This is a genomic window from Sinorhizobium terangae (assembly GCF_009601505.1).
In the GTDB taxonomy this organism is placed as follows: domain Bacteria; phylum Pseudomonadota; class Alphaproteobacteria; order Rhizobiales; family Rhizobiaceae; genus Sinorhizobium; species Sinorhizobium terangae.
In genome coordinates this window covers 35,168-59,619 of the sequence record NZ_WITC01000126.1, presented here as the reverse complement: position 1 = coordinate 59,619, position 24,452 = coordinate 35,168, and the positions used below count along the sequence as shown (strand labels likewise).

The window sequence follows — 24,452 nt, the reverse complement described above, 5'->3', positions numbered from 1 at the left end:
GTTCCACCAGTATTTCTTCGCTGCTTACATCCGCGAGCCGGATATCCTTCTCCAACTTAAATAGCCATTACCTGCGGGCCTTCGTTTCCGCATGATGCATCGCCAGCCCATGCCCGGAAACGGAAGCGCCGGCATTCTTCGCCATGGTCACGAAGGGGATCGCCGCCAGCAGGTTGCCGACAGCGATGATCATGAAGGCGACGTGGAAATCCTCAAGAGCGAGCGGCCCGCCGTTGACTGCCGACTCGATCTCGAGGATGGCACCTGCGACAGCCACGCCGAGCGCATAACTGATCTGCTGCAGCGCCGCGCTCATCGAGGTCCCTTGCTCGCGTCCGCATCCTCGATATCGGCAAAAGAGAGCGTATTGACACTGGTGAAGAAGAAGGACCGCGCCAAGCCGTGGACGAGCATAATGCAGAGCATCACCAGATAGGGCGTTGCCGGTGTGAGGAAGCTATTCGCGAAGGTCGCCAAGGCCGCGATCGCCGCTGCGACGATCACAGTCATGCGGAAGCCGGTAAACGCGAGCACATGCCGGGCAACGAACTTGGTGCTGATGGCGCCGACTGCGCCGATGAAGGTGATGAGACCAGACTGGAACGGATTGAGCCCGAAGCCGATCTGCAGCATCTGGGGCATCAGGAACGGCACGGCGCCGACGGAGATGCGGAAAACCATCCCGCCGATCGAGGCGGTCCGAAAGGCGCTGTCACGGAAGAGGCGAAGGTCGAGCACCGGTGCGGGATGGCGGCGCGCGTGGAAGACGTAGAGGAGCGCTGCCGCGATTCCGATTGACGCCGAGGCGAAGCCGACTGCAGGCGGCAGGGCCGGCAAGCTGATGACCGAAAACCCAAAGACGACACCGGCAGCAGCGATGCCTCCGAGCAGGAAGCCGAGGATATCCATCGGCGGTGTGTTTCGCCGTTCGATCTTGGGTAGGTAAACGCTGGAGAGAACATAACCGACAATGCCGGCCGGCACGTTGATCAGGAAGATCCAGTGCCAGGAGAAGTACGTGGTGATGAAGCCACCGAGCGGCGGTCCTGCCAGAGGTCCGACAAGCGCCGGGATCGTGAGCATCGCCATGGTCGAGACGAGTTCGCTGCGCGGAGTGCCGCGGACGAGCACGAGACGTGCAACCGGCGTCATCATGGCGCCGCCCATTCCCTGCAGGAAACGCGACAGGACGAGTGCAACGAGGCTATCGGCGATCGCGCAGAGCGCCGAACCGAGCATGAAGACGAGGATCGCCGCCCGAAAGATGCGCTTGGCGCCGAAGCGGTCCGCCATCCAGCCACTCAAAGGGATGAAGATCGCGAGCGCCACCATATAGGAGGTCAGCGCCAGCTTCAGCGTAATCGGCCCGACGCCGATGTCACGGGCGATCGCGGGCAGCGATGTCGAAATGATGGTCGAATCCATCTCCTCTATGAACAGGGCGATGGCAAGAATCATAGAAACGATGCGGTTCATGAAAGAATTGCCTTGGGCTGGTCAGGCGCAACGCGAGGGTCGTCCAGACGTCCTCAGCAAAAGCGATGAGCAGTTGCATGCATGACAGCAAGATCCGCCAATGCACGCACCATCATCAGCCGATTGCCGTAACGTGGCCCACGCGGCCCAAGTCAAACGGCTCTTCGACCTTTTCGCGCAGGATGCGCACAGGCTGTTGTCGGTCGACGAATATTGCTCCTGTCTTTGCGCCAAACTCGCCGGCCGGATGCTTCTTCGTTCCCTTGAACATTAGATGCTCCACGAAATGAGCGATGCCGGATTTGGTGGTTCGTCGGCGCTACCAGCCTTGGCGCCCGGGTATCGGGTATCGGGTATGACGACCACCTCCATGCCGTTGCTCAGCATCAATTTTGCAATCTCATGCTTCATGAGGCGGTGCCTGCGCGGCCGCCACTCCCGAGGTCATCAGAGATTGCAGCGCGACCATACTCAGGGCAAATGCACGGATACGCGAAAATACTCCAGCATGGCTCGTCGGCCACCAGGGCAAAAGCGCCGGTGCAGTATTGGCTCGACTATTACCTCGCGAGTTCCGCCTCTTCCTTCTTTCCCATCGGGAGCGTCCTGCGGTACGATGGCCGGGCGCTGGTCCCGGCATAAAGCATTGTGCCGACATTTCGACGTTCTCTGCACGCTTGTTGTTGGTCCGTGACGCGTATGTAAAGATTCAAAGCAATAGTCTTGCCAAAGGAAAAACTCGTTTAAATACAACGTAAACCGATCGAACCGGCTGTCTCGCATGTCCAACATCGCCCTACATCGGACAACCCCATGCGACATTGACGTGTTGCACAAGGCGTCGGCAGGTGTGGACCAGTAACCTCTTCATGGATCACGCGTGGCGTTGAGACGAAACCATCCTCGCGGTCCCGGGGCCGAATCTAGTCACGAGAGGCTAGAGACGATAACGGCTGAGGGACTGGTGGTAGCACCTTGAAAATCTGAACAAGGAGAATATTGCTCCGTTGGCATGTTTATTGCTCAGCGTTCGCCGAACCAGTGCGAATCAAAGTTGCGGGTGTCATGTCTATGTCTCTTATGTCTTTTGCGAAAACAGGTCTTGTCACCCGTCTCCACTCAGCGTGGGGGTGGACCTTTCGAGCTACTGCACTCGGATCCTGTCTTCTTGCCTCTACAACCATGGGGCAAGACAATCTGCTCGATGAGGCGAGATCGTTATTCAGCGCCATTCCCAAGGATCCGCCGGTCCTGGAGCACAATCCGGCGACACCGGAGAAGCTCAAGTTGGGCAAGATGCTGTATTTCGAACCGCGACTTTCGAAAACGCACAACATCAGCTGTAACTCCTGCCATCAGATCGGGCGCGGCGGCGCTGACGGGCGACCCACCTCTATAGGCTATAGCGGACAGCGAGGCGGCCGCAACGCGCCGACTGTGCTCAACTCCGTCTTTAGTACTGCTCAGTTTTGGGACGGCCGGGCGGCTGACCTGAAGGAGCAGGCCGGTGGACCCATCGCCAACCCGATCGAGATGGGAACACCCCCGGAGCACGCCGTCGAGGAGCTCAAGGGCATTCCCGGCTATGTGGAGGCGTTCGGCAAAGCCTTCCCGGATGAAGCCGATCCCCTCACTTACGACAATATCGAAAAGGCCGTCGCCGTTTTCGAGGCAACTCTAACCACACCCGACGCGCCGTTCGACCAGTACCTCAAGGGTGATGAGAACGCGCTCACCGCTGAAGCCAAGGAAGGCCTCAGGCTTTTCGTCGACAAGGGATGCTCCTCCTGCCACAACGGAATAAATGTGGGCGGCGGCATGTACGCTCCATTTGGCGTGGTCGAGAAGCCCGGCTCGGAGTTCCTGCCGCCCAACGACAAGGGCCGCCTACAGGTAACAGGGAAGTTGGACGATGCCTACGTCTTCAAGGTCCCGACCTTGAGGAACATCACGCTCACTTCCCCCTATTTCCACAGCGGCCATGCGTGGGACCTCAAGCAGGCCGTAGCCGTGATGGGTGCGACCCAGCTCGGCACTGAACTCGGCGCTGAGGAAGTTACGAAGATTGTCGCCTTCTTGCGAACACTCACCGGAGCCCAGCCGCAGGTGACCTATCCGACGCTACCGGCGAGCATCCCCACGACCCCCCGGCCGGCTCCGTGAGCAGACTGCTCACGTCGGCACGCCGTCCAGATCTCATCTCCAGTCCGCCCGAAATGCACACTCGACCAATAGTGCTCGGGCACGACCGTCTGCGGCTCGGTCCTACAGCGCCGGGCGTCTTTTCAGACGCGCAAAGGACGCTGTAGCGCTTTGAATTGCTACATGTTCTTGTCCTTTAATCGGCTATGATTAAAGGCGGCATGCAGTAGGAATAGCCATATGCGATCTGGGTGAGGTGGTCACGCCACAAGGCGGTGTCGGCGCTATTCGCTACGAGTAGGGCGGCTGGTCGCGGCGCGAACCGCACACGAGAAGAAGCGGCCGCCGCCATCATCGCCACGATTCCTTCGGCAGTTCGAGCGGTGTGGCGTTCCAGTTGGGTGGGTTCTGCCCCAGAATGTTGCGAACGAAGAAGTCCAGGAGTTTTCGCGTGCTGTAGGCGCCAGGAGCACCGTGGTCGGCACCTGGCACATAGACCATTTCGAAATCCTTCCCCGCTTTGATGAGCCGATCGGCAAGCTGGAAGGTGGAGGACGGATCGACATTGTGGTCCATTTCACCGACGACGAGCATCAGCTTGCCCTGAAGTCTGTCGGCATTGTCGACGTCGGAGGATTGCTGATATTCAATGCCGACCGGCCACCCCATCCACTGTTCGTTCCACCAAATTTTGTCCATCCGGTTGTCGTAGCAACCGCTGTTGGCGACCGCCACCTTGTAGAAATCAGGATGAAATAGCAGCGCGGCCACTGCGTTTTGGCCGCCGGCGGACGTACCGAAAATGCCTACTTTGGAGATGTCGTACCACGGAAACTTCGCGGCCGCCGCCTTATGCCACAGGATACGATCGGGAAAGCCCGCGTCCTTCAGGTTTTTCCAGGCGACATCATGGAACGCGCGCGAGCGGTTGTTGGTGCCCATGCCATCGATCTCGACGACAATGAAACCTAATTCCGTGAGTGGCTCGACCAGGGGAGAGAAGGATTTCGGGACGAAGGAGCCTTGCGGCCCGGCATAGATTTTCTCCACCACCGGGTATCTCTTCTTCGGATCGAAGTTGGCTGGCAGGTGAATGACGCCCCAGATATCGGTCTTGCCGTCCCGCCCCTTGGCATGGAAGCTGACCGGCGGGCGCCAGCCGGCGGCGGCGAGTTCGTAAACATCGGCGGTGTCATCCTGCATGAGTTTGGCGTTGTCGCTGGCGCGGTAGAGCGCCAGGCTCGGTGGCAGATCGATGCGTGACGAGAGATCGATATAATAGCGGCCATCGGGAGAGAACTCGATGTGGTGATTGGCGGCTTCGGGCGTCAACTCAGTCAGTCCATTGCCGTCGAATCCCATGCGGTAGGCGTGGACGAAATAGGGATCCTCCCCGGGGTTCATGCCGCTCGCCTCAAACCAGATCTGGCGCTTGACCGGATCGACATAGTTGACGGCCCGGACCACCCACTCACCTCGGGTGATCTGATTCTTGAGCGCGCCCGTTCGCCCATTGAACAGGTACAGATGCTCGCGCCCGTCGCGCTCGGATGCCCAGATGATCTCCTTGCCATCATCGACATCGTAACGGAAGATTTTCCCGGTATTCTCCTGGTCCCTTCCCAGCGGCTCGTAATCGACGAAGGTCTTACTGACCTCATCTATCAGGGACCGCGCTCGGCCGGTGGTACCGTCGACCTCGACCAGCCGATAGAGCTGATGGCCGCGTTGGTTATATTCGAAGGTGAAGCCGCGGCTGTCCGCCCACCACTTAAGAGAGGAAAGATCGAAAGGGTTCGGAAATAAGGCGTTGTCAATTGCGATCTGGCGCTGGCCGGCAATGTCGAACAGCACCGGCTGGGGTAGCGAAAGGACATCACCGGGCTTGGGATAGACCATTGCCGGATACTCGGGTTGGAGTTGGTCCGTCGTAGACGAATTGACATAGCGGACCTCCCGCTTGTAACCCGGGCGAATACGGTAAGCGGCGAGGTGACGAGAGTCCGGGGACCAGCTCAGCGTCGAAAAGACGTAGTAATTGCCCTCCGACCCGTCCCAGCTCAGCGGGATATCCTGCGCTCCGTCCTTGCTGCGCAGGAAGACATTGTAGTTCTTGATGTAGGCGATCCATTTGCCGTCGGGCGACACGCTCCTCTTGTCGGGATCATTCTCCGCCGGCGGCGTATAGTCGTAGCTGAGCTGCCAAAAGTCCGAAGCGCCCGGATCAAAGCTAGTGTTCGTGCAGGCATAGCTTGCCAAGTCGCAGCTCCACCAGGCTCGCGTGTCATGGAAGTTGAGCGTGCGACCATTGTCGGTCAGCACGAAACGGTCGAACGGAAGGTTCTCGGGCTGAAAGCTCAGGGAGCTCGCTTTGTTCAGCGCCGCCGCGAGGCGGACCGGATCGAAGGTCGGCCGCTTCTCGCCCGTGGCGGCATTGACCAGTATGAATTCGTTCCGGCCGTGGGTGGTCCGGCGATAGGCGAACGCTTCGCCCTCGTTTACCCAAAAAGGCACATCGGGGAAGACAGCGAGCCGGCCGTAGCGATCGTTGATCGTGAGCGCCCGCTCGAAATCGGCCGGCCGTAGCCGAGAACTCACTACGCCAGTGTCATTCGCGAGCGCTTGAACGGGCGCCGCTCCCCCTTGAATGCACAGCGCAAGGGTTAAACCGGCGATCTTGTACATGGATGTTGACCTCTTCCTTTGTTAAATCGAGCACCGTAGTCTGGGTGTGGGCTCTCAATAACGGCGTGCAGTTGCGGGCATCCAGGAGCTGGCGAGCTTGGGCGGCCTGCAGAGTTGGTCTTGAACTCGATTGCCTGGCGGCGCGGAAATCATGAGAGTGCGGTGGACAAGGGCCGTTTAGGGCGGCCCGGCGGCTGCGGGGATCACCGTCAGTTGCCCGGGCTCCGCGATATGGAAAAGCTCTCGCAGAAACATCAAAATCCTGTCGGGGACCGCTCAAGAGGCGGCCGCGGTATTGTGTGTCCTCAGCGTTTCAAGAATGTTCTGCGGAGAGGAGACCTCATAGGGATCGGACTCGCAGTTGTCCGAGAGACCCTCCTCTTCGAACCATTGCTGCACCACGCCATCATTGACCACGGCAGCGTAGCGCCAAGAGCGCATCCCGAAGCCAAGATTGTCCTTTGCGACCAGCATGCCCATCTTGCGGGTGAATTCGCCGGAACCATCCGGAATAAGCCCGACTTTCTCTACGCCTAACGCCTTCCCCCACGCATTCATGGCGAAGGCATCGTTGACTGACAGGCAGTAGACTGAGTCGATTCCTTCCTTCCGGAATTCGTCATAAAGCTTCTCAAAATCTGGCAGTTGCCGAGTTGAGCAGGTCGGCGTGAACGCACCGGGGAGCGAAAACAGAACGACGCGCTTGCCACTGAAGTAATCCTCGGTTGTTCTGACTTCCCACCGATATGGATTTGGCCCCTCTATCGTCTCGTCGCGTACGCGGGTGCGAAAGGCAACGAAGGGAATTCTTTTTTTCATAAGCATCAGCATTACTCCTTCGTCAAAAGAACTGGCGCACTCGCCGGCTCTGCCTCTCTTGCGAAACCACCGTCACTTGATGGCAGCTTGGCGGCTGCCAACGAGCAAAAAGCAAGCGCCGTGCCACTTGACATCAAAGCTGCAACAGCACTGCTTTGTGGCGCGTGTTGGCAATTGGGGCACAGACTCCGGCACACGCGACTTCTTGAGGCTCAACCGGTCGGCGCCATGGGCTGGCAGCCGCTCGCGGGTAGCAACGCTGCGACCTGCAAAGCCGATATGTCCGGAGTTTGCCGAAAACTACGGTTCCGCGTTTCCCGTTAAGGAATCCGGCCGCTGTCCTTGGCAGAGAACCGACATCTCATGTCGTCCTTGTCGTCTTCCTGACACGGCCGCACTCCCCCTGTGTTCCTGTCAAACCGTCATTTAGTCCTTGAATGACAACCGGAAAGTTACTTCTTCGGCCCAGCAGATTTGATTGGCACGAGCTTTGAACCGTGCCCGGCAGGACGCGGCAGAATTTCCGTGAGGGAAGCATCTCGCGGCGGTGCGTCGAAGGAAAAGGGAAGGAGACAAACATGTCAACTCTAGCTCAAGTCCGCGCTTTGTCGAACGTAAGATCAACACTTGGAATCAGAATGACCGATCGGCCCGGTTGGCGACAATTATCCGAATTGCTAGGACTTGGACCCTGGCCGCCTATAGACCTCGAAATGGACTTCGATCAGTACGTGCTTGCTTGTGTCCTTTCGCGTGCACTCGAGGAAATCGATGCCGGCGAGGCAACTGCGACAGAGGCAACCGGCCTTTCGCAAGTCGAGCTGCGAGACATCCTGAACTGCAGTTTCCCCGCACCAACTATTCACGCTTTTCGCTTGGTGGACGTAAGCGATACGGAGCCCGGGCTCGAGGAGGAACTTCTGCGCGGTCTGCTGCTTGCGCATGCTCGAGCGGGGGATTTGGCGAGCGTACGTTTCGCCAAGATCATAGCCCGCCGTGCCTTGCGCCACGGCCATCTCTGGAGGGAGCTCGGTCTTTTCGATCGGGTCGAACTCAACCGATTGCTCGCCACCCACTTCCCAACGCTTGCGGCCGGCAATACCGACAACATGCGGTGGAAGAAATACCTTTATCGCAAGCTCTGTGAGGCTGAGGGCTTTTCGCTGTGCACGGCGCCCGCATGCCAGGAATGCAAGGACTTGGAGAGCTGCTTTGCCCCTGAGGAGGGCGAGAGTGTTCCCCTGGGGGTCGATTAGGACCGACCTTGTTTAGGCGCCGCCGAGGCGGCTCTACACCGCCGCGAAGGCTTTGCCGCCAATTAGCATGCTCGGTTTTACGACACACGCATGCACCACGTGGAGGATATCATGTCGATCGCAAAACATTCCGCGGAGGTCCACCGCCAGACACCACTTTATCGGCATCTCTATGTCCAGGTCCTCGCGGCGATCGCTGCGGGTATCCTGCTCGGGCATTTCTATCCGGATATCGGCACCGAGCTCAAACCGCTCGGCGACGCCTTCATCAAGCTCGTCAAGATGATCATCGCGCCGGTCATCTTCCTGACGGTCGCGACCGGCATTGCCGGCATGACCGATCTCGCCAAGGTCGGGCGCGTCGCCGGCAAGGCGATGATCTACTTTCTGACCTTTTCCACGCTCGCGCTCATCGTCGGACTCATCGTCGCGAATGTGGTCCAGCCTGGCTCCGGCATGCATATCGATCCGGCCTCGCTCGATATGAAGGCGGTCACCACCTACACCGAGAAGGCACATGAGGCGTCGGTCACCGGCTTTCTCATGAACATCATTCCGACGACGTTGGTCAGTGCTTTCGCCGAGGGCGACATCCTGCAGGTGCTGTTCATTTCGGTTCTGTTCGGCGTCGCGCTTGCGATGGTCGGCGAAAAAGGCCAGCCGGTGGTCGATTTTCTGCATGCGCTGACGCTGCCGATTTTCCGTCTGGTGGCGATCCTGATGAAGGCCGCCCCGATCGGCGCCTTCGGTGCGATGGCCTTCACCATCGGCAAGTACGGCGTGGCGTCGATCGCCAACCTCGCCATGCTCATCGGCACCTTTTACCTCACCTCCTTCCTCTTCGTCTTCATCGTGCTTGGCGCGGTCGCGCGCTACAACGGTTTCTCGATCGTCGCGCTCATCCGCTACATCAAGGAAGAACTGCTGCTGGTGCTCGGAACGTCTTCCTCGGAGGCGGCGCTGCCGGGCCTGATGAACAAGATGGAGAAGGCCGGCTGCAAGCGCTCGGTGGTCGGCCTCGTCATCCCGACCGGCTATTCCTTCAACCTCGACGGCACCAACATCTACATGACGCTTGCCGCGCTCTTCATCGCGCAGGCGACCGATATCCCGCTGTCGCTCGGTGACCAGATCCTGCTCCTGCTTGTCGCCATGCTGAGCTCGAAGGGGGCTGCCGGCATCACGGGCGCGGGCTTCATCACGCTGGCTGCAACGCTCTCCGTCGTTCCCTCCGTACCGGTCGCCGGCATGGCGCTGATCCTCGGCATCGACCGCTTCATGTCGGAGTGCCGCGCAATTACCAACTTAATAGGCAATGCGGTTGCAACGGTTGTCGTGGCGAAATGGGAAGGCGAGCTTGCCCGGGCGCAGCTTGCAACCGCCCTTGCAGGCAACGCGCCGGTCCACACCATGCGGGGGGGTGTCAAGCCAGCGGAGTGATGACCTTGCACCCGGACGGCAACTGCTCTTTTGGGCGGTCTATTTCGCGGATCGCCCCCAGTTTCTTGTTGCGCGACCATCGGCTGCCTGTCTGTGGGGCAGGTGTATTCCCCAGTATTCCACCTCTCGCGTCCTTCGTGGTCGCCCAGGTGGCAAACGCGATTCCGGACGGATTCCTCCCTCCGCCCAGATTTTCAACAGCCCGCGCAGCGGATGAGTGATTGACAGAAGGAGAAAGCGAGTGAAGACCAACCCCATTCCAGATCATGTTCCGCCCGGACTGGTCCGGGACTTCAGCCTTTTTACGTCGCCTGGCATGGCGCCAACGCCTAATGGGGATCCACACGCTGCCGTGGCTTGCGTTCATGACGGCCCACCAATCTTTTACTCTCCTTGCAACACGCGTGATGGACGCGGTACCTGGGTGGTAACACGCGCGAAAGACCAGCGCCGGGTGCTGCAGGATACAGAGACCTTTTCCAGCCATCGCAGCATCTTCGCCTCCGCACTGGGCGAACACTGGCCGGTCATCCCGCTCGAACTTGACCCCCCGGCCCATGGCGTGTTTCGTGCACTGCTAGATCCGTTGTTCTCATCCAGGCGAGTGATGGCACTGGAGCCTGCTATCCGCGTCAAAGCAGGCGCGCTGATCGACGGCATCGCGCGAGAGAGAACCAGCTGCGACGTCATGAAGGATTTTGCCTTGCCCTTCACGGTCAGCGTCTTCCTCAGCTTTCTGGGGCTTTCGCAGAGGCGATTCGAAGTACTTGCTGGCTGGGTAAGCGATTTGCTCCACGGTACCGCAGACGAGCGAACGGCAGCAGCCCGGTCAATCGTGGCCTTCATTGACGAAGTTGCCGCGAAGCGCCGCAAGGCACCAGCTGTCGATTTCATGACCTTCGTCGTGGAAGCCGAAATCGAGGGCCGCTTCTTAACAGAAGAGGAAGTCCGTGGCATCGGTGTGCTTTTCTTGGTCGGGGGACTTGACACGGTCGCTACCGCCATAGGCTTTGACATGGCCTATCTTGCACGCAATCCAACCGACCAGGAGTTGTTGCGAAACGAACCGGATCGGCTCGCGCTCGCCGCTGAAGAATTGCTGCGCGCCTTTTCAACCGTGCAGATGATCCGCGTGGCCACGAAGGATATTGAGTTTGAAGGCGTGCCTATCCGTGAGGGAGATTATGTTTCCTGTGCGACGATGATTGCTAATCGAGATCCGTCTGAATTCAATTGCCCTCACACTATCGATCTGGCGCGACGGGGCAACCACCACACCGCCTTTGGCTATGGTCCACACCTTTGCCTCGGAGCACACCTTGCACGGCGAGAAATCGTCATTGGCCTGCGTGAATGGCTAGCGCGCATCCCAGCTTTCCGCATCAAGGAAGGTACGGCGCCGATTACCCATGGCGGTCATGTATTCGGAATTAAGAATCTTATTCTGACCTGGGCCTGATCGGAACGCGCGAGGCTCTATCAAAGAAGCGACGATTGCTCCCATGCGTCTTCATCGTTCGCCGCTTCCGGTCGCGTCCCCACTTGTGGTGTAACTGGGCGATGGCGAACCTGACGGAAGGAATGCCAGCGAACAAGGCGAGGCCCTTCTAATCGGAGATGCCGTCATCATGCCGACGATGACTAATCGGAACGTCAAGTCGACACTGCGAGCTTTCAACAATGATTACGAGGCAGGTTCGTGGGAGCATCGAGGACAAGAATGCCTGGATGACTGGCGACATTTCCCCCGAGCAACTAATAACGATCATCGACAGCTGCAATGGTACGTATCATGAGAGTTCTGAATACCACCATGATTTCAAGGGCGTTAAAGTCCACATCCTCAAGCGAGATGACTGGTAGATAAAATTCCATCGTTGACCCGGACACGGTCTTCATAAGCGTACATCCATCAAGGTAGGCGAACATGAAAATCTGGTATGCTGGAGATAAGAGTAAAGCGCTCTGCGAAAAGTGCCGGAAAGTCGTTACGACGACTTTCGACTACCACGACGTGCCTTTCGAAAGCGGGATCGGCGTGGCAAAGCAGATTATGGCGGCCACCTGCGACGAGTGTGGTACCGTCGTGGCTATCGCGCCGCAGTCGACGCCAGCGATCCGTGTTGCTCGCGAGATCGCATCGCAGAAACGCGGAGGTTCATCGAGCGAAGTGGAAAAGCTGGCACGATACCCCCGTCAAAGCGTCTTTCGATGAAAGTGACCCACGCGTGGGCGATGAGTTTGACGAACTCTTCAGGAAGAGTGCGTTGAATAAGACAACGTTGGTCAAGTCCATTGTGATGGATATTGCCTCGGAGATCGTTGAACCTGAAGAACCGCGGATGATGCCCGAGCTGCGCAGGATGGCTGCGGCGTTTGCTGCTTAGTGACAAGCGGGGCCCTGAATTCCAAGGTCGTAATGACCTTGATCGAAAAATGGCCATCAAGGCATCGGAAGGCGCAGATCAACCGAAAGGGGACCATGGTCGCTCACGTTGCCAAAGCTCCAGCCGTTCAGCGCCACCACCGTAAGTCCGCGCCTGGCCCGTGCTCCGGCCCTCGGGGAAGATGATTGCGCGGTGAAGGGCCCTTCAGCAAAGTCCTCAGAAGCTCCCGGATGATCGCGATGTCCGGCTGGAGCTATCCAAGCCCCGAATGCTTACGTCGAACCGGTTTCCAAACCACAAGGCGTAACCCACTGTCTCCATGCGCAATCGCCGGTAACGCGTGCTAATCACGGGTATTGCTGAAACAGAATTTTGGATTCCAAATCTGAGTTAATCGCTGGGGCAGCCCCGAGGATTCGTCCGGGGAGTGCGTTTCAAAGAAACTTTACTCACCCCTGTAAAGGGCAACGGCCCCGTTCTTTCGCACTTGGCGGGGCGGAGTTGTGGAAGGTGGAGGATGGCCGCACCCTTGTGTTGTCGGGCCGCGTCTCAGAACCATCCGGAAGCAACAAGCGTGTTGCGGTTGCGACATCACAGTGTCACTTATCCTACTCGGCCTCCCACTGCCCCAACACAACCCTTTGAATTCAAATGTTATCTAGCTGGCACAGCTTTTGCTTAGAGGAGAGGCGAAGCGGTTAGTTCCACCGTTCGGATACGTTTATCGAGGCTTTCGAAGGGGAAACCATGCGCGGTACATTTCTGAACAGCTTAATGATGGCGATGGCCTTGGCCACGGTGACCACCATGACGGCTTCCGCCCAGCCCCAGATGACCACCGTCGCCAAGGCGATCGATTCCAACCCCAGCAAGACTCCCAAGGGCGCCGCTGACCCTCGCGACTATCTGAACGAGATCGACGGCGACAAGGCGATGAACTGGGTCAAGGCGCGTAACCTGTCGACCCTCAATAGACTGTCGAAAGATCCGCGCTACAGAGAATACCAGGCAGACATCCTGAAGATCCTGCAGGCCACCGATCGGATTGCTTCGCCCCGTTTCATGCATGGCGGCATGTTCGATAACTACAGTTTCATGCATGGCAGCATATTCGATAGCTTATGGCAGGACGGCACGCACGTGCAAGGCCTGTGGCGACGTACGGCCTGGGAATCGTACATGTCCGGCAACCCGCAATGGCGCACCATTCTCGATATCGATGCGCTGTCCAAGGCCGAGGGAAAGACCTGGGTGTTCGAAGACGCGGACTGCATGCCGCCCGCCAACAATCTCTGTCTGATCCACCTGTCCGATGGCGGCAAGGATGCGCATGTGGTGCGCGAATTCGACGTTACCAAGGGTCAATTCGTTAAGGACGGTTTCGTCCTGCCGGAAGGCAAGCAGTCGGTGAGCTGGGTGGACGAGAACACGATCTATGTGACCCGGGAATGGACGCCGGGCGACGTGACCGCTTCCGGCTACGCCTATGTCACCAAGGTGCTTAAACGCGGCCAGAGCCTGGATCAGGCCGTCGAGATTTTCCGTGGCGATAAGAAGGACGTCTCGGCTGAGCGCGGCGTGCTACGCGACATCGACGGCAATTACGTGATGGACACCTCCCATCGCGGCCTCGATTCCTCCAACATAGAACAAGCCTTTTACCCGAACGGCCACACCGACACCCACAAGGTGGTCCTGCCCCTCCCGACCACGGCCACCTTTGGCGGCTACTACAAGGGCCAGGCAATCTATCGGTTGAAGTCGGACTGGACCTCGGCCAAGGGCACCGCCTTCCACAATGGCGCGATTATCACTTTCGATCTCAAGGCGGCGCTCGCCGATCCCGCGAGCGTCGAACCGTTTGTGCTGTTCATGCCAAGCGAGCACCAGTCTGTCGAACGTATTACTCAAACCAAGAACCGTCTCGTGCTGTCGATCCTGTCGAATGTCATCAGCGAGGTACGCAGCTTCGATTTCAGCAACGGCGGCTGGTCATCTTTCAAGTTGGCCCTGCCGGAAAATTCGACCCTATCGATGACGTCCCGCGACAATGACAGTGATCAGCTGTTCGCCTTCTCACAAGGGTTCCTCGAACCTTTGACCCTGTTTCGCGCCGATGCTGCAAGCGGCAAAGTCGAGAAGATCAGGTCGGCCCCGGAACGCTTCGATGCTGAAGGCCTGCAAGTGAAGCAGTTCCTTGCGACCTCGAAGGATGGCACGAAGGTTCCGTATTTCCTCGTCGCGCGCAAGGACGTCAAGCTGGACGGCACGAGCCCGACCATTCTCTCCGCCTATGGCGGTTTCGGAATTCCAATGTTGCCCAACTATTTGCCGGCGCTTGGCAAGCTATGGCTGGAGAAGGGCGGTGCCTACGCGCTGGCCAATATTCGCGGCGGCGGGGAATTCGGACCGAAATGGCACGAAGCTGCTTTGAAGACTCATCGTCAGCGCGCTTATGACGACTTCCAGGCCGTGGCGCAGGATCTGATCGCAAGGAAGATCACCTCGACACCGCATCTCGGGATCATGGGCAGCTCGAACGGCGGCCTGCTCATGGGCGTGCAGTTGACCGAGCGCCCCGATCTGTGGAACGCCGTTGTGATCCAGGTGCCGCTTCTCGACATGGTCAATTTCACCCACATGGCGGCAGGAGCTTCCTGGCAGGGCGAATATGGCAATCCCGAAGATCCGGTCGAAGGTGCCTTCCTGCGCTCGATCTCGCCTTATCACAACGTCAGGGCGGGCGTGGCCTATCCGGAACCTTTCTTCGAAACTTCGACCACGGATGACCGCGTCGGCCCGGTGCACGCGCGCAAAATGGCCGCCCTGTTCGAAGATATGGGTCTGCCCTTCTACTATTATGAAAATATCGAGGGCGGTCACGCCGCCGCCGCCAACCTGCAGGAACGCGCCCGTCGCGACGCGCTCGAATTCATCTACATGTCTCAAAAACTCATGGACAATAAGTGATTGGTAAGCACGTAGGCCGTGTCGGCCCGAAGCCGCGATTTTGGCCAAGTGAAGAACAGAGACGGAACGCGGACCCTACTTTACGCGTCTGATTGCTACGATCGGACCAAGACAGCGGCCTGAGACAGAAGTCCCTTTGCCTCCATTCAAGACCTTGCTGGGGAGGGAGATTAGGCGCAGGCCACGCCAAAACAAGATTGTCGGGCCAGTGCCGATTCGTCAAGCTGGCGCGAAAATCCCGATTTCTGCTGCAAAGTTATCTTGACCTTTGCAGCGTTCGAAAGTCAGGAATTTCGCGACACATTATCCAAGTGCGTGCCGATTTCGATTCGGCTCTTCAGCAAAAATTTCGGGCCTACGAATGCCTCAAATAAGTGGGAATGGGCAGCAAAGCTTGAATTGTCGCGAAGACGATATCCGGCGATCCATTTTATGAGTTCTTGGAATGCCTCTTCGCTACCGCCGCCCTGCATCCCTCGTTCTCTAACGTGGGCTACGTTCAGACTCCAGCGATCAGCCAGATCCGGACCGTCATTCCTTCTCAGGCAAGCCGTCAACTGCGTCGGCGATGTTCCCACAACGTTCTTCACTTGACCAGCTTCGGGCCGACGGGGCCAACAACGCGCGGAGGCTCGCGCTGCGCCGATCGAACGCCACCGGCGCAACCGCCGCGAGCAGCGTGGCATGGTCGATTAGGTTAGTAGCCCGCTTCCTTCTGATGCCGGAAGGCAGAACATACACCGAATCGTCGGCCGGCTCGTGACGGTACAGGGCCACATAGCCGGAGTCCCCAAAGGCAATCACCAGCTCGCGCAGCTCAGGCGCTTCGGGGGACGGCCGGCCAATGTCAGGCGCCGTCTCCAGAAGCAGGAATTGCTCGATGGCCTGGCCGGCCCGTCTAGCGGCTTCCGGGGCCTTAGTGGCCAGGAAGCGTCGGCATCGCTCCAAGCCTTCCGCAGTGCCTTCGGTGACGATTACTTGTGGCACTCTGGCACCGGCTTTTCGTCATCGGTGCCCCAGGTAGTCAACCAGGTGCGGACTTCTTCGCCGGTCAGGTGGCGACCGGTTTCCTTGTACGCGGCCCAGGACGCCAAGGCCTCCTGCTTGAAGCTCTCGCGTGCTTCCTCGCGCTCAACGTACTGTTGGATCGCTTCGAGCATGATCCAGTGAGGCGAGCGGCGGCGCTGGCTGGCGAGCTGCTGGACGCGACTTTTCAGTGTGTCGTCGATCTTGAGAGACGTTGCCATAGTGGACACCTTATCACGTAGTAATACCTAGTGATAAGATACCTCTTCTCTGAGCGGCGCCAGGCTCTGCAGGTGCGGAAGTCCGTCGAGGAAGATGATGCGTGTGACGAGTTTGTCGGCATGGTGCATTTCGTCGATCGATTCGGCGCGCTCCTTCTGGGCGAGCTTGGTGTAGCCCAGTTCTCGAGTTGGCGATAGTTCAGCCAGATCTGGTTGACCACAGCGAGTTCCAGGTAGAGCGCTTCGTTGAGCCGCTCGATAACTTTCGGATCACCTTTCATGGCACACATCCATTTATCAGGGGTGGATGTTGGTAGGACCATCAGCCTCAGGCTGAGGCGCTTGTTGTTTTAGAATAATTCTAATTACCTGCCGAGTGGATTGACGTGAAACCGGGTGACGGGCACATATCGCCTTGGCCGGATCGAAACGGCACTGGGCGACTTTCCAGCCCGACTCGATCTGCCGGAGGGCAGCCCGGCATTTGCCTGCATTCGTCCCCAGGCACTCCACTTCGCACGTCCGGGCGAGGAGTTCCCGGCCGTGTAGTGGGCTGCTCGTTTCTCGGAGAAAACTTGCGAGGTGACTGCATAGCGATTATATTGCTGTCATTGAAGGCAATGCGAGGGTTTGACTATGGCCATCCTGACAGTTCGGAATGTGCCCGATGAGGTGCATCGCGCTTTGCGCGTGCGCGCGGCGATGCACGGCCACAGCACCGAAGCGGAAGTCCGTGCGATTTTGGAAAGTGTAGTGAAGCCCGAGCCGCGCGTGCGTATGGGAGATGCCTTGGCGGAGCTCGGCCGGCGGCTGGGACTGACCAATGATGATTTCGCAGTGTTTGACCAGGTACGTGACGGGGCGCCGGCGGAACCAATGAGGTTTGAATGATCGTCTTGGATACGAATGTCGTCTCCGAGGCGATGAAACCAGAACCCAATCCGGCTGTGCGCTCATGGTTGAACGAGCAGGTCGCTGAAACCCTATATCTGTCCAGTGTGACGCTAGCCGAACTGTTGTTTGGTATCGGTGCGTTGCCTGACGGGCGGCGCAAGAAGGCTCTGACCGAAACGCTTGACGGCGTGCTCGAACTGTTTGGCCATCGCGTGCTGCCTTTCGACATCGGCGCTGCTCGGCATTATGCCGACCTAGCGGTGGCGGCGCGAGCGGCCGGGAAGGGATTCCCGACGCCCGACGGATATATTGCCGCCATTGCCGCCTCCAAGGGATTTATCATAGCTACGCGCGACACCAGCCCCTTCGAAGCGGCAGGAGTCATCGTAGTAAACCCTTGGGACCACCGATGACCTTCCGGTGGTCCGGGTTCGTATAGGATCAAGGCGAGGGGATGCACAGTCGACGGTCACATCGGCGACAGATCGACCGCCTCCCGCAGCTTGCCCTTCCAAGGTTTACCAACGGGGGCCGGAACACACTCGGTGGCAATCGTCACCTCGCGGCGACGAGGTGTTGCTGACTGAAAGCGGATAGATCGTATCGCCGGGCGTGAGGCGGCGGATATCGCTTGTTGGCGTTTTGCACTTTCTGCTTAGGCGCACTGGGATAGCAAAATCGGCAAGGCTAAACGGTCGGGAATGGCTCGGATTTACCCAAAGCTCGTTGCCACCTGATCTATTGAGGACGCTTGCATGAAGAGTGGCGTTGTCGCCACTGATGGCCATCGACTCTTCGAAGATCACGGAGAGCCGACTTGAGCATCATGAGCCTATCGGAGTCACTCCAAGTCTATTGTTTAAGCTGGACGCATCAGCGCTTTAAATTAGACGATAACTGAATGAAGATTGGACGCATGAATGATACACATCATCCGAAAACGCTCATCCACCGTAAGGCCCGTCCGATCGTCCAGGCCTCACTCGCCGACACACGAGTCGTGCTCATTGCGGGACCGCGGCAAGCCGGAAAAACCACTCTTGCACGACAATTCGCGAGCGCCGAGCGTCCTTACATCACGCTTGACGACGCCGGTGCACTCAATGCCGCCAAATCCGATCCGGTCGGTTTCATTCGCGGTCTCAAACGGGCAATTATCGATGAAGTTTAGCGAGCTCCGGAGCTGATACTGGCCATCAAGGAAAGTGTCGACCGGGACGATGCGCCGGGTCGTTTCCTGTTAATGGGGTCAGCCAATCTCGCGACTGTACCGGCCATCGCAGACTCTCTGGCAGGACGCATGGCGGTGATACCGCTATTGCCATTCGCTCAATCGGAAATCCGCTCCACTCCGGGTCGGTTGCTGAATCGGCTCTTCGCAGGCGAGGAGCCGTCGATCGATGAAGACGCAGTATTTGGCGATGATCTTTTGGAAACCGTCGTGCGCGGCGGTTATCCGGAGGTCTTGCGCAGGGCGACACCTGCCAGACGAATTGCCTGGCTTGAGGACTACGTGGCGCTCATCCGCGATCGCGACGTGCGCGATATTGCCAACATCGATCAGCTGGATCGGCTGCCGCGACTACTGGACGTCCTTGCGGAACATGCAGGGCAACTGGTGAATCACAGCAGTTTTGGCGCGGCGCTAGGCCTGTCGAGTGTTACCGCACAGAGGTATGTTTCGATTCTCGCGCGACTGTTTCTCGTCAGGACGCTGGTCCCATGGTCAAGCAACCGGCTGACCCGTCTGATAAAAACGCCCAAACTGCACTTTCTCGACACGGGCCTGCTCGCGACATTGCGTGAGGACGAAGTCGATGCCTTGCGCGACAACAAAACCCGGTTCGGCCCCTTGCTCGAGAGCTTCGTCATATCCGAGCTGATGAAGCTGGCGTCCTGGTCCGAGCGTCGCCTTTCCTTCTCCCATTACCGAACCAAGGATCAGAATGAAGTTGACGTCGTGATCGAGGACCGACGCGGCCGGATAGTCGGCATCGAGGTTATGGCGTCGGCCACGGTCAAACCTGAGGAGTTCAGGGGACTGCGGCAATTGCAGGAGGCCGTCGGCGACCGTTTTATGCGCGGACTGGTCCTGCATGATCATGACCGTGTGACGCCGTTCAGCGAAAAATTGCAGGCTGCGCCGCTTTCCGTTCTATGGACGATGTAAAATCAGATAATGTAAAACGCTGTCAGGCGTAGAACACCAGCAGGGGTCTGAGATCAAATGTCGTGTCGGGGGCAAGGCGCTGGACGGACTGGGGCCATGTTTCGGTTGAGACGCCGCCGATTGCTCGCGCCAGTGTGCTGGCGAACCGGGGCATCAGCGGCGCGAGTGTCTGCGCGAGGATCGCAGCGGCCGTCGTCTGAAGGGCGAGCGAAGTACGGTTGCGGGCGGGATAAAGACGTCGCGCCGCCGCATAGTCTTGCGCTTGACGGTAGCTCACGCATTCGCGCACAAAGTCGCAGGCCTGTGCAGCGGCGCGTCGGACCGAGAAGCCATCGTCCGAATAGGTGCGCTCCATCGCCGCGCGGTAGGTCTCAATTCGGGCGAAGAAGGCTCGGTCGGCCGGACTCCAGTCACCTGCGTCGGGCACACGGCCGTTGAAAAGCTGCGCGATTTCCTGGCCCAAAGCGTCAAGCCAGTTCAGCCAAATCCCTCGAAACACGTCGTGCTCGGTGCGGCGCAGCGCGTTCAGCGTGAAGTTCGCCCGCTCACCTTCCGGGCGAGTCAAACCCAAATGGAGGCGCACGACATCGACCATCTTTGGGTTCAGAACCTCCTTGCCCCAGATCGCATGGCCGCGGCTGGTCGAAAACTTCTCCCCGTCCAGCAGGTAAAACTCGTTGACATGATAGCGGATGCTCGGCCTCCACTGGGAGAAGACCTCGGCATAAAGCGCGGGACAAAGTAGCGCGAGGGAGAACGAATTGTCGAAGCCGAAGAAATGGACAATCTGCCAGTCGTTGCTGGGTATGGCCGCATTCCAGTCGCGACCTTGCGAGCGAGCTAACGTCTGAATATTGTAAAGAAAACTGAAGGCCATCTCCGGCGAGGCCCAGATCACCTGCCCTGGGATCCCCTCGGCCGGGAGGCCCCAGTCTGAGGGGTGGGTAATCGGCACTGAAAAGTCGCCGCGCTGGCGTAGACGCGCGAAGAGGTCCATGATCCTTGCCGGGGCGCCCGAGGCCCTTAGATGCCTGTCGATATTGTCGTAGTGCCGGTCCAGCGCAAGTTCCGCGCGGCGGACAGAGCCGACCACCGGCCCCTCGGCCGACTGTCGTGACCGGGCTGCACCCAAGTCGTGGCATAGGTTGGGCGCGCCGCATTCTTCGCAAATGTTCCCACCGGCGGGCTCGCCGCAATCGGGGCAGCGGCCGCTAACGTCCGGTTCGTAAAGGTACTGGCCTGTCACCGCATCGAAAAGCGCGGCGCTTTCGCGCAGTTCGACCGCCGTGCTGCTCAGAAGACTACGAAAACACGTGGCTTGAAACTCCGCATAGGCGTCATCGCGCATCGTGGACAAGAAGCTGTGGACCTCACAGTCAAGAAGTGCAAACGTGGCGCGAATCTCGTCAGCATAGTGGCGCGCCACCTTTGCGGGCGTCGATTGGTCGGCATCGGCGCGTGTGGCGACGTAGCTCTGGTAATCGTCGCTTCCAGTCAGGTGATATGCTTCGACCCCTTTCATGCGCAGGAAACGCGTGTAAACGTCGGCGCCCAAATAGGGGCCTGAGATATGCCCCAAATGCAGATCGCCGTTTGGCGTCGGCGGCGTCGAGAAGACGAAAATCGGCCCGCGTGGAGCTGCGTCGCGTGCAGCGACATCAAGGGCCGCCTCGCCGTCGCGCCAGTAGACATCGACAAAATTCAGGTTTTCGTTCCCGTCGTTTCCAAGCACATGTGCTTCGAAAGGATCGAGCAGAATGACATCGCCCGCCTCGACCGAGACTTCCCCAAGGTCGGTCCTCGTCTTGCCCGATCCTGACAGGATCACGAAGGCCTCGATTTCGTCGTGCCGATGGGGGTCGGATGTGACGCCCGGTGGCACCGTACCGAACGAAAAACCCATGCCGGCGCTTCCCGTTACAAGTGTGGCCATGTTGATACCGAAGGCACGGTACAGCGCCGTTTGAGAAAACCTAAATTTCCGCATGACAAACCTAAGCTGTTAAGACGGTGGAAGCCATCGAAACAGCCTCCCATGCAAGTTGCGGAGAGAAACGGTAGCCAGACCCGTTGGCAGCCCACCAGGATAATCCGGCTCTGGGCGGTCAGGCGGGCGACTACGGGGGCGCCAGTCGGGCTATAGGCGTCACAGAAGACGCGGCCAGAGGTCAAATCCCAGCCTAGACCAGGGCAGAACCGCTCCAGCACCGCACGGCCGGCCTCCAGATCACTTCGCGACAGGCCGCAGGCCACCGTTTCGGGCCGCACGTCCCAATCGGCCGAAGCATAGCTGAACAGCCAGCGGTTGACGCGTGGCTGTGGCAGCAGGAAGGCATCGACTCCGGGCATGAAGATAAGTGGATCATTCAGTGTAGAAGTCCGCTCGAGATGCAGCGCCACGACTTTCTTGATACGGATTGAGAACGTCTCGCTCAGCTCGCGAAATGGGGGCTGGACGATCCAAGGGCCGACCGCCAAGATAACAGCATCCGCCTTGATGATCTCGCCCGTAGCGAATTCCGCCTCCGCGGCGTCGTCCCTTTCGCGCAGGCTCACGCAACGCAAGCCCTGCTTCATGCGAATCTTTGCTGCAAGGTCGCGTTGTAATTGAACTACTAGGGCGGGCACGTCTGCGACATGAGCTCCACCGATGCTCCAAAAACGAATACTGTCCGAAAAGCTCGGCGCAAGACTGCCCATGTCAGGCTCAGCCGCCTCTAGAGGTTCCGTAAACTGCGCCGGATCAATCGCTTCCTCTGGGCCAGCCGCGACACGCATCGTTACAGACCGGTACCATCCGTTGACATCCGACCCTGCTATGGTCGCCAAGGCCATCGCGCTCTTTCGAGTTAGCGATCTAGTGCGGTCTTGACGACCGTAAGGGATTTGGACGCCCCCAGAATAATGCGATGCGCCCATGCATCCAAAGCCTTGTTCAGTCACCATGATTTCGGAGAAGGTTCCGACCTTCGCCGCTGCTGAGGCGGACATCATTCCTTGGATGCCACCGCCGATTATGAGTAGCCGACGAGTCATATCCGCCGGCCCATTTCTACGGCCACGGGGTCGGGCCAGCTCTCGACAAAGGTGCGACTGATGAAGCCAGGATTTTCGGGTTTCGCGTATGACGCACGCCCCAGAAGACTGTCGAGAATCCGCCGCGCCCGCCAGGCCAGCAGGCTAAGATTCGGATCGGCCAGCCCTCGCTGCCCGAGGCTGGCGTTCTGCACGAAGATGCGCCTGTCATGCGGTCCGTCCCAGCACACCGAAAAGTCCTCGCGAATAGCCAACTCGTTGTCGATCTGTTCCAGCCGGTCCGCGATGGGTTCCAAGAAGCCCGGCACCGCGTTCTCGTAACCGGTGGCCAGGATGACAATGTCGGCCGTGACTTCTTCGATATCGTCCATGTCGCGCTGCAGGGTCAGCCTATGGCCCGCGCCGGCGTTGATGCAGCGCGGTGCAACCCGGCCGCAGTGTGATGTCGCATCGGTTTGGCTCGAGAAATGCGTGGCGGTACAGCTCCTGATAGACCGCGCGCAACGTGGTTTCCGAAATGCCGTCCGAGGCTAGCACGAAGCGGCCGAGGAGCTGCTTGCGTTGCGTCTCGCTCATGGCCGCGAAGTGATCCGAAAAGCAGGGCATGAACATCTCGTTTGTAAAGGGGCTGTTGTCGATAGGGAGGTAGTTTTCGCGCTGCGAGACCCAAGTGATCGAGGCGGGCCGCTGTTTTTTTGGCAGCCCGACAAGGTGCAACAGCACCTCGGCTCCCGACTGGCCTCCGCCAACCACACAGACATGCTTCTTCCGCACCTCAGGATGGATGTGCAGTAAAACAGATGAGTGGAACAGGTTGCGTCCAGTCCAGCCCTGAAACTGAGGCGGTATTTGTGCCTGCTTGCCAATCCCGACCACGACGTTTCTAGCGCCAAAAATAGTGGTGTCCGTTCGCACCCGAAACTCGCCGTCAAAGCAGATTTCGCGCACCGTCTCCCCGCTGCGGACAAGCGGGTTCCTATGAAAGGCCCAGTTCAGGTATTGCTCGAACTCGGCTCTGAGCACGGCCTCGAATTGTGCGTTCAGGAAGTGGTACAGACGGCCGTTCTCGTACAGAAAGTTCACGAAGGTGTAGGCCGAACGCGGATTCACTAACGTGACCAGATCCTTGAAATGGCTGACCTGGAGCTCCGAAGAATCGAATGCCACGCCTGGATGCCAACGGAAGTCGACCTGCCGATCCAGAAACAGCGCCCCTTGTCCAACTTCTTCGTGTATCTGACACGCAAGACTCAAATTAGACGGCCCAGCACCCACCCCCATGCAAGAAAACTCCACCTGCTTTTCTCCTGTTAATGTTTACTACGTTAGCGGCATGGTGGCGGCGAATATCGGCAAAAGCCATTGAGGCTCCGCCCCTCGAGCGCCTTCTCTCGAGCCGCGGCCGCGAACGAGTTCGAGTAAGCCAAAGGCCTGCGCGGCTCCGGGGCCTCGGTCCCGCGGTCGGCCATCGACAGCGGGAGCGGTCCACCACGGGACCGCTATGTGGTGCTGTGGCGCAGCTCTTTCGCATCTTATTAGGCTACTGGCTGCCCAAACCGCAGGGAATGGCTGTTTCATGGCCGCGACGGAAGCGGCCCTATCCATGTACAGGTCCTGTATTGGGTCTTCCGCCGGCTTGGCGGCACCCGAGCGCGCCGTTTTCACGGCGGCGATGGCATTTTGGGTGAAGGTGATCATGGGATGACTTCTCGCTGATGCGTTCGGAGATCCGATGCATGAACCGTGCCACACAAATAAGTTTCATCAAAGCAATGGGTTAGCGGATTTGCTATGCTGTCGGAAATCCGACAGTGATCGGACAGGGGCCGCTTCGCGGCCGCACCGCTCCCACATCACCGGGAGTACGGGTCATGTACCGCGGCGGTTCGACCGAATGAAGCTCGGGCGGAAACATCGAGACGGAAAAGGC

General features: G+C 58.8%; 17 protein-coding genes and 4 pseudogenes. 10 read left to right on the top strand and 11 right to left on the bottom strand.

The window, feature by feature from the left end; genetic code table 11:
* Window positions 1-67: 67 nt before the first annotated feature.
* Together GHK62_RS30380 and GHK62_RS35310 are read right to left on the bottom strand one after the other, a co-directional pair.
* Window positions 68-1,476, bottom strand: a pseudogene (locus tag GHK62_RS30380) (DHA2 family efflux MFS transporter permease subunit).
* A 211-nt stretch (window positions 1,477-1,687) separates the two neighbouring features.
* Window positions 1,688-2,134, bottom strand: a pseudogene (locus GHK62_RS35310) (insulinase family protein); the annotation flags it as partial.
* A 524-nt stretch (window positions 2,135-2,658) separates the two neighbouring features.
* Between GHK62_RS35310 and GHK62_RS30370 the strand changes: the two are divergent.
* Window positions 2,659-3,639: a cytochrome-c peroxidase gene (locus GHK62_RS30370; protein ID WP_153442646.1), complete on the top strand. Its 981-nt coding sequence runs from the start codon at window positions 2,659-2,661 to the stop codon at window positions 3,637-3,639.
* 330 nt (window positions 3,640-3,969) lie between these two features.
* On the opposite strand, the gene GHK62_RS30365 is transcribed toward GHK62_RS30370, so the two are convergent.
* Window positions 3,970-6,303: a S9 family peptidase gene (locus GHK62_RS30365; protein WP_153442645.1), complete on the bottom strand. Its 2,334-nt coding sequence runs from the start codon at window positions 6,301-6,303 to the stop codon at window positions 3,970-3,972.
* A 276-nt stretch (window positions 6,304-6,579) separates the two neighbouring features.
* Entirely contained in the window at window positions 6,580-7,128 is a 549-nt protein-coding gene (locus tag GHK62_RS30360) for a peroxiredoxin (protein WP_153442644.1), read from the bottom strand.
* Window positions 7,129-7,700: 572 nt separating this feature from the next.
* On the opposite strand from GHK62_RS30360, the gene GHK62_RS30355 reads away from it, so the two are divergent.
* The 5 genes from GHK62_RS30355 (at window position 7,701) to GHK62_RS30335 (ending at window position 15,175) form a co-directional block, all read left to right on the top strand.
* Window positions 7,701-8,378: a nitrogen fixation protein NifQ gene (locus GHK62_RS30355; RefSeq protein WP_153442643.1), complete on the top strand. Its 678-nt coding sequence runs from the start codon at window positions 7,701-7,703 to the stop codon at window positions 8,376-8,378.
* Between the two features lie 111 nt (window positions 8,379-8,489).
* Window positions 8,490-9,818 (top strand): dicarboxylate/amino acid:cation symporter, encoded by a 1,329-nt coding sequence (locus tag GHK62_RS30350; RefSeq protein ID WP_167528401.1) that lies wholly within the window; start codon window positions 8,490-8,492, stop codon window positions 9,816-9,818.
* Window positions 9,819-10,059: 241 nt separating this feature from the next.
* Window positions 10,060-11,277: a cytochrome P450 gene (locus GHK62_RS30345; protein ID WP_184108918.1), complete on the top strand. Its 1,218-nt coding sequence runs from the start codon at window positions 10,060-10,062 to the stop codon at window positions 11,275-11,277.
* A gap of 468 nt (window positions 11,278-11,745) precedes the next feature.
* Window positions 11,746-12,033, top strand: coding sequence for a hypothetical protein (locus tag GHK62_RS30340; RefSeq protein WP_153442641.1), 288 nt, complete (start codon window positions 11,746-11,748; stop codon window positions 12,031-12,033).
* A gap of 919 nt (window positions 12,034-12,952) precedes the next feature.
* Window positions 12,953-15,175 (top strand): prolyl oligopeptidase family serine peptidase, encoded by a 2,223-nt coding sequence (locus GHK62_RS30335; protein ID WP_153442640.1) that lies wholly within the window; start codon window positions 12,953-12,955, stop codon window positions 15,173-15,175.
* A 531-nt stretch (window positions 15,176-15,706) separates the two neighbouring features.
* Here the strand turns inward: GHK62_RS30335 and GHK62_RS35405 are convergent.
* The 3 genes and pseudogenes from GHK62_RS35405 to GHK62_RS30320 all read right to left on the bottom strand — a co-directional run.
* Window positions 15,707-16,162, bottom strand: a complete 456-nt coding sequence (locus tag GHK62_RS35405) for a type II toxin-antitoxin system RelE/ParE family toxin (RefSeq protein ID WP_452595822.1) — start codon at window positions 16,160-16,162, stop codon at window positions 15,707-15,709.
* Complete coding sequence (locus GHK62_RS30325; RefSeq protein WP_085026101.1) at window positions 16,150-16,422, bottom strand: CopG family ribbon-helix-helix protein; 273 nt, start codon at window positions 16,420-16,422, stop codon at window positions 16,150-16,152. The genes GHK62_RS35405 and GHK62_RS30325 overlap by 13 nt, the downstream gene beginning before the upstream one ends.
* Window positions 16,423-16,470: 48 nt before the next feature.
* Window positions 16,471-16,703: pseudogene (locus tag GHK62_RS30320) on the bottom strand (ferritin-like domain-containing protein); the annotation flags it as partial.
* Between the two features lie 115 nt (window positions 16,704-16,818).
* Between GHK62_RS30320 and GHK62_RS34025 the strand changes: the two are divergent.
* The 4 genes and pseudogenes from GHK62_RS34025 (at window position 16,819) to GHK62_RS30305 (ending at window position 19,486) form a co-directional block, all read left to right on the top strand.
* On the top strand, window positions 16,819-16,971 hold the full coding sequence (locus GHK62_RS34025; RefSeq protein ID WP_210253346.1) for a hypothetical protein: 153 nt from the start codon (window positions 16,819-16,821) through the stop codon (window positions 16,969-16,971).
* A gap of 87 nt (window positions 16,972-17,058) precedes the next feature.
* On the top strand, window positions 17,059-17,313 hold the full coding sequence (locus GHK62_RS30315; protein WP_153442639.1) for a FitA-like ribbon-helix-helix domain-containing protein: 255 nt from the start codon (window positions 17,059-17,061) through the stop codon (window positions 17,311-17,313).
* Window positions 17,310-17,729 (top strand): type II toxin-antitoxin system VapC family toxin, encoded by a 420-nt coding sequence (locus tag GHK62_RS30310; RefSeq protein ID WP_153442638.1) that lies wholly within the window; start codon window positions 17,310-17,312, stop codon window positions 17,727-17,729. Before GHK62_RS30315 ends, GHK62_RS30310 begins: the two co-directional genes overlap by 4 nt.
* Window positions 17,730-18,232: 503 nt before the next feature.
* Window positions 18,233-19,486 (top strand): annotated as a pseudogene (locus GHK62_RS30305) (ATP-binding protein).
* A gap of 22 nt (window positions 19,487-19,508) precedes the next feature.
* Here GHK62_RS30305 and GHK62_RS30300 read toward each other — a convergent pair.
* The 4 genes from GHK62_RS30300 to GHK62_RS30290 are packed head-to-tail and all read right to left on the bottom strand — an operon-like array spanning window position 19,509 to window position 23,803.
* Window positions 19,509-21,389 (bottom strand): class I tRNA ligase family protein, encoded by a 1,881-nt coding sequence (locus GHK62_RS30300; RefSeq protein ID WP_234887106.1) that lies wholly within the window; start codon window positions 21,387-21,389, stop codon window positions 19,509-19,511.
* Between the two features lie 14 nt (window positions 21,390-21,403).
* Window positions 21,404-22,522 carry an FAD-dependent oxidoreductase gene (locus GHK62_RS30295; RefSeq protein ID WP_153442636.1) on the bottom strand — a complete coding sequence of 373 codons (1,119 nt, stop codon included), beginning with the start codon at window positions 22,520-22,522 and terminating at the stop codon, window positions 21,404-21,406.
* Window positions 22,519-22,893 (bottom strand): hypothetical protein, encoded by a 375-nt coding sequence (locus tag GHK62_RS34650; protein ID WP_234887105.1) that lies wholly within the window; start codon window positions 22,891-22,893, stop codon window positions 22,519-22,521. The genes GHK62_RS30295 and GHK62_RS34650 overlap by 4 nt, the downstream gene beginning before the upstream one ends.
* Before the next feature lie 19 nt (window positions 22,894-22,912).
* Entirely contained in the window at window positions 22,913-23,803 is an 891-nt protein-coding gene (locus GHK62_RS30290) for a SidA/IucD/PvdA family monooxygenase (RefSeq protein WP_234887104.1), read from the bottom strand.
* Between the last annotated feature and the right edge of the window lie 649 nt (window positions 23,804-24,452).